Source organism: Halobacteriovorax sp. HFRX-2_2, assembly GCF_043196705.1.
Classification (GTDB): domain Bacteria; phylum Bdellovibrionota; class Bacteriovoracia; order Bacteriovoracales; family Bacteriovoracaceae; genus Halobacteriovorax_A.
On record NZ_JBEBMT010000002.1, the window covers coordinates 971,734 to 983,828 of the forward strand.

General features: G+C 38.7%; 8 protein-coding genes. 5 read left to right on the plus strand and 3 right to left on the minus strand.

Translation table 11 applies throughout. From position 1 onward, the window contains the following. Nucleotides 1-12 precede the first annotated feature (12 nt). The gene (locus tag ABMA79_RS10015) at nucleotides 13-831 is read left to right on the plus strand and encodes a flagellin (RefSeq protein ID WP_393092313.1); all 819 of its coding nucleotides are present in this window, start codon (nucleotides 13-15) and stop codon (nucleotides 829-831) included. On the opposite strand, the gene ABMA79_RS10020 is transcribed toward ABMA79_RS10015, so the two are convergent. Then, entirely contained in the window at nucleotides 828-3,008 is a 2,181-nt protein-coding gene (locus ABMA79_RS10020) for a cytochrome c biogenesis protein CcdA (protein ID WP_393092316.1), read from the minus strand. The two genes, ABMA79_RS10015 and ABMA79_RS10020, sit on opposite strands and share 4 nt — an antisense overlap. A gap of 243 nt (nucleotides 3,009-3,251) precedes the next feature. Here ABMA79_RS10020 and ABMA79_RS10025 point away from each other — a divergent pair, with 243 nt between their 5' ends. The 4 genes from ABMA79_RS10025 to guaA all read left to right on the plus strand — a co-directional run bounded on the left by ABMA79_RS10025 (nucleotide 3,252) and on the right by guaA (nucleotide 8,351). Beyond that, the gene (locus ABMA79_RS10025) at nucleotides 3,252-3,971 is read left to right on the plus strand and encodes a tol-pal system YbgF family protein (protein ID WP_103219163.1); all 720 of its coding nucleotides are present in this window, start codon (nucleotides 3,252-3,254) and stop codon (nucleotides 3,969-3,971) included. Continuing rightward, nucleotides 3,937-5,214, plus strand: coding sequence for a hypothetical protein (locus ABMA79_RS10030; RefSeq protein WP_393092319.1), 1,278 nt, complete (start codon nucleotides 3,937-3,939; stop codon nucleotides 5,212-5,214). The genes ABMA79_RS10025 and ABMA79_RS10030 overlap by 35 nt, the downstream gene beginning before the upstream one ends. A gap of 93 nt (nucleotides 5,215-5,307) precedes the next feature. After that, nucleotides 5,308-6,786 carry an IMP dehydrogenase gene (guaB, locus tag ABMA79_RS10035; protein WP_393057800.1) on the plus strand — a complete coding sequence of 493 codons (1,479 nt, stop codon included), beginning with the start codon at nucleotides 5,308-5,310 and terminating at the stop codon, nucleotides 6,784-6,786. A gap of 11 nt (nucleotides 6,787-6,797) precedes the next feature. Then, nucleotides 6,798-8,351 (plus strand): glutamine-hydrolyzing GMP synthase, encoded by a 1,554-nt coding sequence (guaA, locus tag ABMA79_RS10040; RefSeq protein WP_393092322.1) that lies wholly within the window; start codon nucleotides 6,798-6,800, stop codon nucleotides 8,349-8,351. 415 nt (nucleotides 8,352-8,766) lie between these two features. On the opposite strand, the gene ABMA79_RS10045 is transcribed toward guaA, so the two are convergent. After that, a complete protein-coding gene (locus ABMA79_RS10045) occupies nucleotides 8,767-9,114 on the minus strand; it encodes a hypothetical protein (protein ID WP_392860085.1) in 348 nt (115 codons plus the stop codon). A gap of 130 nt (nucleotides 9,115-9,244) precedes the next feature. Continuing rightward, the gene (locus tag ABMA79_RS10050) at nucleotides 9,245-12,019 is read right to left on the minus strand and encodes a fibronectin type III domain-containing protein (protein WP_393092324.1); all 2,775 of its coding nucleotides are present in this window, start codon (nucleotides 12,017-12,019) and stop codon (nucleotides 9,245-9,247) included. Nucleotides 12,020-12,095 lie beyond the last annotated feature (76 nt).

Sequence of the window (12,095 nt, forward strand, 5' to 3'; positions counted from 1 at the left end):
TAGTCTTCAGGGATGAGAGTAGGGACTAATGTCACATCACAGCTGGCGCAAAGGATGCTAGGTGAAGTGAACGATCACCAAACGAGTGAGGTTCGCAAACTAGCAGGTGCAAAGCGCATTTATCAGGCCGCAATTGATCCGGCCGGTGCAGCGATATCTCTTAAGATGACGGCCCAAAACCGTTCCAATCTCCAGGCCCAGCGAAATTCAAATGATAGCTTTTCAATGCTTGAAGTTGCAGATGCAACGATGGGGAGTATGCAAGATATCGCAATACGCCTAAAAGAGCTTTCAATTCAAATGGCCACTGATACCTATAATGACAGTGACCGTATTAATACAAATCGTGAATTTAAACAGCTTGCTCGTGAAATCATTCGTATTCAAGAGAATGCAGAATACAATGGAACAAAGCTTTTAAATGGTGGCCGTGATTTAGAGATGCAAATTGGAATTCGTAACTCTGAAAAAAATGATCGTATTAAATATAATATCAGTGATGTCATGACTTCTAATCGCAAATTACTCAATCAAAATGTTCTTACAAAAGAAGGGGCAAGGTCAGCGATGGGAGCGGCCGATGCTTTAATTGATAAGATCTCTCACTCTCGTGCCAAAGTAGGTTCAACAATGAAGAGGGTAGAGAGTACGACAGTTAATCTACAACACAATTATGAAAATTCAGAAGCGGCAAGGTCAAAAATAGAAGATACAGATATTGCTAAGGCGACAGCGGCAAAGGCCCTGGATTCGATTAAGATGGAGTCTGCAACAGCATTCCTAGCGCAAGCAAACACTGCGCCAGGAGCAATTGCAAAGCTTATTGGTTAGTTAACACCTAGAGCTTTCTTTACTTTTCCAAGTGTAATTGTTTCACCAAGTTTAATTAATTCACCATTTTCATTGATAACAAAATAGGCCGGAACTCCAACCATTCCTTGCGACTCTAGCCACTTTCCAATGGCCTCATCTTTACGTGTCCAGTCACCAAGTAGAAGGTCGACTTGATTTTCAGCAACCATATCTTTGAATGAATCAGTATTGATGACAAGCTTTTCATTTACCTTACAAGTGATACACCAACGGGCAGTAAAGTCGATAAACGTAAGCTTCTTCTGATCAATGCGCTTATTCATTTCTTCTTGTGTCCACTTTGTCCAATTAAGGCCTTCTCTCTTCTTATCTTCAATAAGAGAGTTTCCATTTCCACCAGTATTTAGAGGTGTTGTAATCGCTGAGTAACCTAAGTAGAAAACAGGCACGATGATAAGTAGTGTTGTGATTACTTTCTTCGTCATATGTTTTCTCATATAGAAAAGGAAGAAAGTAAAAACAAGGGCCGAATTAATGTACATCATAGCAACAGGAGAGCCTACAAGTGCTGAGTAGACATCAAGTAGCCAAACAACTGTAAGAATAAGAGTTAGCCCTAAAAGCTTCTTAACGTGATCCATCCACATTCCTGGTCTTGGCAGAAAGCGAATAAGCGCCGGAAAGATACCTGTTAGGATAAATGGAGCACTTAAACCGAGTCCAATTGCTAAGAAGATCATAACGATATTTGTGCTAGACTCTGAAAAAGCAAAAGTCAGTGCAGTTCCAAGAAATGGAGCTGAGCACGGAGTTGAAAGAATTGTTGCTAGGACACCACTAATAAAGTCTCCGTAGAAAGTATTCCTAACTTCAACATTTCCAAGTTTTGTTCCCCCTGGAGTTTTAAATTCGAATAACCCAAAGAGATTAAGTGCCATTGTGAAAATGACAAAAACCATGATGGCAACAAACATCGGTGATTGAAGTTGGAAGCCCCAACCAATTTGTTCTCCAGATGACTTAAGCCCTACAACGGTAAGAGCAAGTGCCGCAAATGTTGCGAGAACACCTAGTGAGTAGAATAGGTTATGTTTTAATATTTTTGAACGGCTTTCATTTGAATGCTTTATAAGCCCAAATAGTTTTAAAGAAATAACAGGCAGTACACAAGGCATAATATTTAAGATCAAACCACCAATAAATGCCATTAGTAAAAAGTAAGGTAGGGAAGAAGAGCCTTCCTCGTTACTGACAATCTTTACGTCTTGAACAGCTTTGTCATTATTAACTTTAGTCAGACGCGAATAGAATGTTTTGAAAGATTCTTCGTTTGTGCCAAATGAATTAATATCGAAATCAACTCGGTATGTCTCACCGATAACAGGGTCATTAAAAACAAATTTAAAGGCCAGAGGTTCAACAAAACGTCCATCGGCCGGTAAAGGGTACTCAGGTTCTAGGTATTCACCATCCCAGTCTAGTTGATAGAGGCCGTAGTGATTTCCTTTTGTGTCTTTATAAAGAGCTTCTCTTTTAAAGCTAATAGGACTTGTCGTATAAGGTGTTAAGACATTTTGTCCGGCACTAAGCTTTTGATTGTCTCCTGTAATATTGTAGACGAGAGCTAGTCCTCCTTCATACTTTGTTAGTTGAAGGTTTAGGTATGTCGGAGTTTCTCTTAGTGTTGGAAGATTATTAAATCTTTTTTCCATGTCTGAATTTGCTACCTGAATCTGATTATCTTTCGACTTAAAGATCCCGCCGTCAAAGTCACCCTTAATAATCTTTTCCTGTGGGATACAAATATCGTGGCAAATTAAATACTTTAAATGGACTTCAAAATTCTTTGCGTTATCAAATGAATTTCCTAAATAATAAAAGTAAGTATAGTCTCCTTTATGACCAAAGGTTTGAATATCACCTTTCTCAATAAATTTATGAGGTGTTGGCCATTCAACTAAATCAAGCACGATCTTATCGCCACCTTGTTTAAACTCAACTTCAGTTGCTAGTCCTGAATCACCTGGGTTTTGCCAGTACGTATGCCAACCATCTTTATTTCTTAAGTTGATTGTTAAGTACTTATTACTGTCCTTTTCAATTGTTGTTACCTGGGCCTTGAGTAGGTCTGAGTAATCTGTTTTATCGGCGTAGGCAAAGAGGGTGATGGCAAGGGCCAGTAGGATTCTGTACATTATTTTTTCCTTAAAATTTCTTAATTAATTTCATACCTTAGCGGTATTATACGCTAAAGCATGACGCTAAATCTAGGAATTGACAAAGATTTGACGATAAAAGCTGTTTCCTTAACATTGTGAAAAGATCTTAACATTCACATTGGTAAATCCTTGAAAATACGTAGTTGCAAATTTTGCTAAATATTTTAGTCCATTATCCGAAAAGATGAGCGAAGAGGTACTAATAACGAGGAAAAAAAAGTGAAAACCGTTAATTCTTTATTCTTTGGACTTGCATTGATGTCGCTAACATCGTGTAGCTATGTGGAGCATTTTGAAAAACGCGCCCAGGCCATTAACGAGTTAGAGGACAAGATTCTAGTTTTATCAAAAGAGAATCAAGAGATGAATAATAAGCTTATGCAAGCTAATTACAAAATCAAAACTCTTGAAAGCAAGAATTACTATCTCGAAACACAACTGAAAGATAAGGCTCCTAAGAAGGAGAGTTATACAAAGAGAACAATTGCAAGCGTTGCTCGAGTGGACAGTAATGATCTCGTTAAATATGACGTGTACAAGTGGGACGCTAAGGAAATGGTCTCAATTGCACAAAAAGAATTTGATTCAAAGAATTATGAAAAGAGTGCGCAATTCTTCAATGCATATACAAAGAACTTCCCGAATTCAAAAGAGCTTGATGCTGACTTCCTATTTCAGGCCGGTGTTGCAAGCTATGAGTCTGGAAAGCACTATGATTGGAGTGAGAAGTACTTCACGTATTTAACGAAGAAGTATCCTACTTCTAAATACTACCTAGGTGCAAAGCTATGGCTAGGTATGAGTTATTTAAAGCAAAATCGTAAAGACGAATTCTTCGCAGTAGTAGAAGAATTTAGAAAGAAATATAGAAACACTCCTGAATGGAATATCCTAAGTGGGCACTATGAGAAAATCGTACAGAAATATAAAAAGAACTAGTTTTCTAATCTTAGCATTTATTTCAAGTCTCGCTCTTGGTGCCGAAGCAGCAAAAACACCAAGGGCCGTCGTTGCGAGAGTGCAGGGAAATGTTTTTGTTACTAGTAACCAACAAACTAAGAAATTGGATGCAGGTAGCTTCATCTATGACTTTGATGATATTTTTACTGAGGTAGGTGCTGAACTTGTTTTTAGAGACTACTTTGATCACGAATATCATGTTTCAGGTTCAAGTTATATTTCAATGCTTAATAAAATTGTTGAGCTTAAGTCTGGATATGTTTGGGTTAAGTCAATTGAAGAAACAGATGATAAATTTCAGCTTCAAACAGTAAATGCAACAATCTCTTATGATAGTGGAGAGTATATTGCTTCTTATGATCCAGAAAATGGAAAGACACAAATTCTAAGTATTACAGGAACTCATACAATTAATAATAATGTTTACGAATTTATGAAAGAGCAAGTTGGCCCAGGCCGTTTCTCTTTTGTTAAAGAAGATTATGAAAATGGAGCGCCAAGAGTTCCAACACCTATTTCTTCAAGTGCATATGAAGCGGTGACGTCTTTATTTCCTGCGGTTAAGCCGATGAATGAACGCACTCTAGTTGCAAGGGCACCAAGACATAAGGATAACAAGATCTCACAAGAGCTTTATAATAAGACTCCTAAAAGATCGACAGCTTCAGTTACTCTTAGAGAAGATATGAGAGTTTCAAATAAACCTGGTGAAATTGTTGTTAGACAATCTCATACAGTAAAAACTCGTCGTGATATTGCTTCAGTTGGTGTTGAAGGTGGGGCGAGAGCAACTCGTCTTGAGCAATTCTATGAAGAAAAACTTAAGGAGATGGCAAAAGAAGCTCCTAAGAAGAAAGTCGTAAAGAAATTTAAGCCAGACTATAAAACAAAATCTGATGTCGAAGTTAATGTTTATGGCCCTAACTCTAGGTTTCCTGCTTCACAAGAGAAGGCGCCTACTCAAATGCAAAAAGAGCGTGAGTATGAGAGGGAAGCTCCTCAAGAAGGAGTACGTCCTGAACGTAAGTTTAGACCAGAGAAACCTCAATCATTACGTAATCCAGCATCGGTTCCATCTCCAGTTGATGAAGAGGTTAAGAATGATGTATTCGAGACTTCACTAAGAAGAGAGTATTTAAGTCAACAAAAGCACAGCGATGCTGTAAACAGCCTAATAAATGATCTTGAGAGTTATAGTCAGGATTATAAAGAAGCCTACTAAGAAAAAAATCCCGGTATGATAAAAAAATGATCTCAGTTAAAATATAAGCAATTATTTTGCTTATATTTTAACTATTTAGATGGGATCAGTCGTATGTCTATTTCACAAATTCCTCAGGCCCTCACTTATGATGATGTCTTAATTAAACCAGGCTATTCAGAAGTTTTGCCAGGAGATGTTTCACTAAAAACAAAATTTTCACGTAATATTGCTTTAAATATTCCAATCGTCTCAGCAGCTATGGATACAGTAACAGAATCCAAGACGGCAATCGTTATGGCCCAACAAGGTGGTATCGGTGTTATTCATAAGAATATGACACCAGAAGATCAGGCCTGGGAAGTTGAGAAGGTGAAGAAGTTTGAATCAGGTGTCGTTCTCAATCCAATTACAGTAAATCCTGAAATGCAACTGGAAGAAGTGATTAGACTTACTAGTAAGAATAAGATCACTGGTGTTTTAGTTGTTGATTCAGAGAACTACCTTGTTGGTATTCTTACAAGTCGTGATATTCGTTTTGAACAAAACTTAAATCAGAAAGTGAAAGATATCATGACACCAAAAGAGAAGCTGGTTTTTGCTCTTGAGGGAATTGAATTAGATGAGGCCCAAAAAATTCTTCATAAGAACAGAATTGAAAAGCTTCCAATTGTTTGTAAGAACGGAAAGCTTAAGGGTCTAATTACAATTAAAGATATTCTAAAACGTATTAATTTTCCAAATTCAAATAAAGATGCTCTTGGGCGCCTAAGAGTTGCAGCGGCCATTGGAGTTGGCGACAAGGAAGTTGGGCGTGCGAAGCACCTTATTGCAGCAGGCGTTGACTGTATTATTATTGATACAGCTCATGGCCACTCAAAAGGTGTAATTGGGATGGTAAAAACTGTTCGTGGCCTAATCCCTAAAGATCAAAGTGTTGATATTATCGCAGGAAATATTGCTACACCTGAAGCTTGCTTAGCACTTATTGATGCTGGAGTTGATGGCGTAAAAGTAGGAATTGGGCCTGGTTCAATTTGTACAACTCGTGTTGTTGCAGGGATTGGTGTTCCTCAACTTTCTGCCGTTATGGATTGTGCTGATGTTTGTTTTAAAGCGGGGATTCCATTCATTGCAGACGGTGGGATCAAATACTCAGGTGATATCGTAAAAGCTCTTGCCGCTGGTGCAAGTTGTGTCATGTTAGGTTCTATGTTTGCTGGTTGTGATGAAACGCCTGGTGAGATGGTTCTTTATCAAGGTCGTACTTATAAGGTTTACCGTGGTATGGGCTCTCTTGGAGCAATGAAGCTTGGTTCAAAAGATCGTTATGGCCAAGGTGATGTTGATGATCAAAAACTTGTTCCAGAAGGAATTGAAGGGCAGGTGCCATATAGAGGAAGTCTCGCTTCAAATATCTATCAATTAAATGGTGGGATTAGAAGTGGTATGGGCTACGTTGGAGCTTCAACAATTGTTGAAATGCAAGAGAAGGCACAGTTTGTGAAAATCACGGCAGCGTCTCTTAAAGAAAGTCATCCACATGACATTATGATTACGAAAGAAGCGCCAAATTATCAAATTGAAAAATAGGAAATAAAAATATGAGTGCAAGACAAATTTGGATCGTGGACTTTGGTTCACAGTACACACAACTAATTACAAGAAAATCACGTGAGCTAGGTTACTCAAGTGAGATCATCACTGTGAAAAAGGCCCGTGAACTTTTCAGTGAAGGCAAGAGACCAAATGCTCTTGTTCTTTCTGGTGGCCCTCAATCAGTTTTTGAAGATGAAACAAATTATGACTTTGTCTTTGAAAATGAAAATCTCCCAATCCTAGGTGTTTGCTACGGTATGCAGCTTATGGGTAAATACTTTGGTGGTGTCGTTGAGAAGGGAACAATCGGCGAGTATGGCCATGCGAAGATTCATTTAATTAATGGATTTAAAATGGATGCTGTTCCAGAAGAAGTTAATGTTTGGATGTCTCACTCTGATCATATTTCAAAACTTCCTGAAAATTTCAATCTTGTGATGGAATCAGCAAATGGACTTGTTTCGGCCATTGAGCATACGACGCGCCCAATGATGGGACTACAATTTCACCCAGAAGTTGAACATAGCGAACACGGGAAGGATATCCTAAATCACTTCTTTAAAGATATCGCCAAGCTTGAAAAAGATTGGGATGCAACAGAGATGCTTGAAGAAGCTAAAGAGCTCGTACGTGGAATTGAAAAATCAAAAGTTCTATGCGCTTTCTCTGGTGGTGTTGACTCTCTTGTCGCAGCACAACTTTCACATGAGGTAATCGGAGATAATCTTTACTGCTTCTTTGTTGATCATGGACTTCTTCGTCCACAAGATTACCAGCATATTGAAACGCTAAAAGAAAAAACTCAGCTTAATATTGAAGTGATCGATGTCAAGGCCGAGTTTATGGCAAACTTGGAAGGTAAGTCTGATCCTGAAGATAAGCGTAAGGCCATTGGGAAAACTTTTATTGATATCTTTGAGATGAAAGTAAAAGAATACCAAGAAAACCACGGAATTAATTTTGAATACCTTCTTCAAGGTACTTTATACCCAGACGTTATTGAATCAATTTCTCCACATGAAGAAGATGGAAAGTCTGTAACAATTAAATCTCACCACAATGTTGGTGGGCTACCTGAGAGAATGAATCTCAAGCTTCTTGAACCACTTCGCTACCTTTTTAAAGATGAAGTTAGAAAGATGGGTGAGGAATTAGGACTTGAGCACGGTTGGGTTCATCGCCATCCATTTCCTGGGCCAGGAATTGGAATTCGCGTTCTAGGTGAGCTTACTGAAACTCGCATCGCTCAGGTTCAGCAAAGTGATCAAATCCTTTTTGAAGAGCTACATAAGAATAATCTTTACGAATCAACTTGGCAGGCACTAACTGTTTTACTTCCAGTAAAAACAGTTGGGGTAAAAGGTGATGGCCGTGCATATGAAGAAGTTATTTGTCTTCGTATGGTTAACTCAAGTGATGGGATGACTGCGACGTGGACTGATATGCCACACGCTTTCTTATCTCGTGTTTCAAATCGCATCACTAATGAGGTTAAGGGCATCACTCGTGTGGTTTATGACATCACGTCGAAACCTCCTGGTACCATTGAATGGGAGTAGATGCGTCATTGTTTGCCTGATGGCAAACTATTGGACGCATCTACAGCGCCCCATGCTTGAATTTCAATACTTATTCAACAGGCCGACGTTTATGTCGGCTTTGTTGCCTCAGGCGCTATGGGAAAGTCTACGAATTATATTACCACCCAACTAGCGCCAATTAATCACGAAGTGATTAATTAAGCGAAAGCTTTGGGTACGCGCCACCTTTTCGAGATTTAAATAAGTTAGCAAGTAATTTAAGTCCTAGACAAGAAAGTCGAAGCTAATAACTAATGTCTTATTAAATTAACTAATATGTTTAGAGCTAGAAATTAGGCTTACTTAAAATAGTTGGCCAGAGTAGGCCTGTTATCGACTTTTTGAACTATATAAATTTTTAAGTATTTAAAATCTCGAAAAGGTGGCGCGTACCTTACTTAGTACAAACCAGTTTATAAACAGTTGCACCATCAACGCTAACTAGCTCAAAGCGGCTGTTTTGGTCAAATGTTGCTGTTGAGACGATCCCTTGAGTGTAGTCGGGACCAAATGTGATTTTAGCGACAAATTGTTCTTCGTCGTACTTTGTGAAAACGAAGTATGCTTCGTCGATATCTGCGTGAATCTTTGCATCTGTATAATCAAATGCTCTTTCTAATTTCACTTCTTTAAGTTGAGATTGTCCTCTGTCATCTAAGTATCTCTTAGAACCGATACAATCCATAGATAAGGCCGAAGATGCTAAAAGTAATGTTAATGTAATTTTTGCGATCTTTTTCATTTGAACTCCTTACCCTGATTTGTGAGATAAGAAATTCTAGTGAAAAAGAAACATCAAAGCAAAAGATGAAGCTTAATAGTTAGAAAGTGTTAGATTTTTATCACTTTCTTTCTTTGTTTTTTGCACGTTGTTACCAACCAAATAAAACGGTCTCATCTTCGTCACCACTTGCACTATTATTATTAGGTTGATACCAGGCCTGAAATTTGTCAGGGGACTCAAATACTGAGCCAGAGGCAATATTAGTGCTTAGATAGGCTCGGTAAGGCACGTCATCCTCGTCAGTTGTTCTTGTTAGGGTAATGGTCGAGCTCGATCCATCACTTCCATCTGTCACCGTGATAACAGCTGGAGATAGGGAAGTGAAGGCCACAAAGTCAGCATTGGTATTAATTCCAAATGAGTTCTTCATTAACGCTGTTGGTACAAATGGTGCTGCACAGTATCCGTTTGAGTCAGCTGTAGAATTTCCAATCATTGGAATGGATACGTCTGAAACAATACGTGTTGCTTGTGTGTCATAGAGGTTTCGATTTCCACTTACTGTGTGTGCATAAGTTGTACCGGCCGTAAGTGTTGCAGTTTGAGTTATGGACTCTGAGTTGTAAATTGTCACACTATTGCTACTTGCCGCTGTTGTGATATTTCCAGTGGTTGAAGGAAAGCCAATAATATCAGTGGCCGTTGGGAGAAGAGGTTTTGGGTCCACGTGATCAGTACCAGTTCCTGCCATCATGTAGGCCAATATATATCCCGTTGAGTTGAGTTCATAAGAAGCATAAGTTGAAACAGTTAGTGTTGTTGAAGTTCCTGCTACTAAGCTCGCAGAAGTAACGACAGTACCATTTCTTGTGATTTCAATTTCAGAATCAGTGTAGGCATAAATTGAAATATTGCTGACACTTTGTCTTGTATGATTAAAGAGAAAGCTTTTTCCCACCCAACTTGTTGGGTTCCAAACGATATTCGCATTCTTACTTGCGGAAGTGCTATTGCTGTCACTTCTTCTTCCTGCAACAAAGAATTTCCCAGTTGCCTCAATAGTATCAAATTGAGCGCAAGTGAAACTATGAGTGTCTGTCTTGTTAAAAGTTCCTGCGATAGGTGTTCCGTTGTGTTCAAAAGAGTTTCCATCTTCAAGGGAAACGAGACGACAAGAAGTCGCTCCTCCTACATTGACGGCCATATAATTGGATTGAAATATCGGAATATCCGGAAGCGTTTCTGAAATTAGAATATTAGATGATTCAGAATTGTAGGCACCATTAGTTGCATAGACTCGGTAGCTATACTCTGTGTCTGGTGTAAGTCCTGTGTGCGTAAAGTCTGTTAGGGTATGAGTGGCCGTGATTGTTTGCCAATTCCCGACTCCTTCTTTGTAATCAATTTGATATCCGCTAATTGCTGGCCCATTAGGATCTGGAGTTGTCCAAGCAATCTTAATTGAATCAGTGGTTCTCTCTACTAGAGAAAGGTTATTAATCTTATTTGGTGGTGCTAAGACGTACCATGAAGAAGATGAGGTGATTGTTTCATTTCCTGCAGAGTCAATTGTTTTTAAGATGAGATAGTATTGTTCTCCTTCAGTTAGTGTGACACCAGTGTATTGATATGAAGCAGACATAAAGGGTGTATAACTTGCTCCAGGCAAAATATCTGCATCTGCTGGAGATGTTGAAATTGCCACTTCATAACCTGCAATTGAGCTTCCTGTTCCGTCAGCACTTGCTAGTGAAAATGAATCTGAGGCGCTTGTTGTTGCATCTGTATTTAGGCTTATCGTAGGTGGCGTTGGAGCGATATCATCGTGAATGATGTCGTCACTAAGGCAGTCTGACTCATAAAGCGTTACAGTTCTAAACTTAATATAGACATTGTTGACGCTATTTAATGAAGAAAGAGTCCAAGGAAGAGATGTTGCATAGGCTTGCCAGCTTCCTCCCGTCGAGCAACTCGCATCTGTTGTAATATACATTTCGTTCGCATTTGATGCTGTAATACTTAAAGTTGCACTTGTTTGATTTGTAGCACTTTCTCCGCTATTGATGGAAAAGCTTATGGTATGTGGAATATCATTTGTCACTTTGATTCCGCTTGTATCACCTGGAGTTATGGCCAAGCTTGCATCATGGCCAGCGCCGTCTTTAATAGTTCCACTATTAAGTTCAATTGCAGATGAGAGAAGAACTCCATCTGTTGGGTCATTATCAGCACTTGTGATTGTATATTCAAAGTTAAGTGTGTTTGTTCCAGAACCATTTTTGTAATCAAGAAAGACATTACCACTATCTAGTTGTAGTTCAATTCTTGGACTTCCTGTTACCACAACACTTTCATCAAAGGTTACAGCAAAGTTTAAGATATCATCAATGATATAGCTGCCATCAGCTGGAAGTGTCATAGAAGAAAAGCTTGGTGCTTGGGTGTCCACAAAAACAGAAGGGAAGCTCTTATTTGTAAAAGTATCTGTTAATGCATTTGCTTGATCGTCTTCAATCGTTGCACTTGAAACATCCAGAGGAGAGATCGTAGAAATGCCATCACTATCATTATCTGTTGCGGCCACGATATATTCAAAAGTAAATTCATCAGTTCCACTTCCTGAGACATAGTCTGCAAAAACAGTTGTGGCACCAATTTCTAATTCGAGTCGGGGAGTGCCACTAATGACTGTTGCGGTCTTGTTAAAGTTAACCGAGATAGAAATCGTCTCTCCAAGTGTGTAGTAACCAGGAGTTAAGATCGTAATATTATCAATATAGAGTTCTCCCGGAGGAGTCTGCTCATTGCCAATACTTACTTTCTTTAGGGTTTCCTCATCAGCTCCTGCGGAACATGATGTTAATGTTATTAAGAGGAAAGCGACGGAAGTTATTAATATTACAAACTGTTTTATTCTGAACATGTTTGCATTATCGGATAAAGATAATAAATATTTATAAATAAAATAACTGACAAAAGTCAGTTTCTTTAGAAACTCG

What these genes read in the sequence shown, in the direction of transcription:
- ABMA79_RS10015 (WP_393092313.1), top strand. Translation starts at nt 13, where the DNA reads ATGAGAGTAGGGACTAATGTCACATCACAGCTGGCGCAAAGGATGCTA.
- ABMA79_RS10020 (WP_393092316.1), bottom strand. Translation starts at nt 3,008, where the DNA reads ATGTACAGAATCCTACTGGCCCTTGCCATCACCCTCTTTGCCTACGCC.
- ABMA79_RS10030 (WP_393092319.1), top strand. Translation starts at nt 3,937, where the DNA reads ATGAGAAAATCGTACAGAAATATAAAAAGAACTAGTTTTCTAATCTTA.
- guaB (WP_393057800.1), top strand. Translation starts at nt 5,308, where the DNA reads ATGTCTATTTCACAAATTCCTCAGGCCCTCACTTATGATGATGTCTTA.
- guaA (WP_393092322.1), top strand. Translation starts at nt 6,798, where the DNA reads ATGAGTGCAAGACAAATTTGGATCGTGGACTTTGGTTCACAGTACACA.
- ABMA79_RS10045 (WP_392860085.1), bottom strand. Translation starts at nt 9,114, where the DNA reads ATGAAAAAGATCGCAAAAATTACATTAACATTACTTTTAGCATCTTCG.
- ABMA79_RS10050 (WP_393092324.1), bottom strand. Translation starts at nt 12,019, where the DNA reads ATGTTCAGAATAAAACAGTTTGTAATATTAATAACTTCCGTCGCTTTC.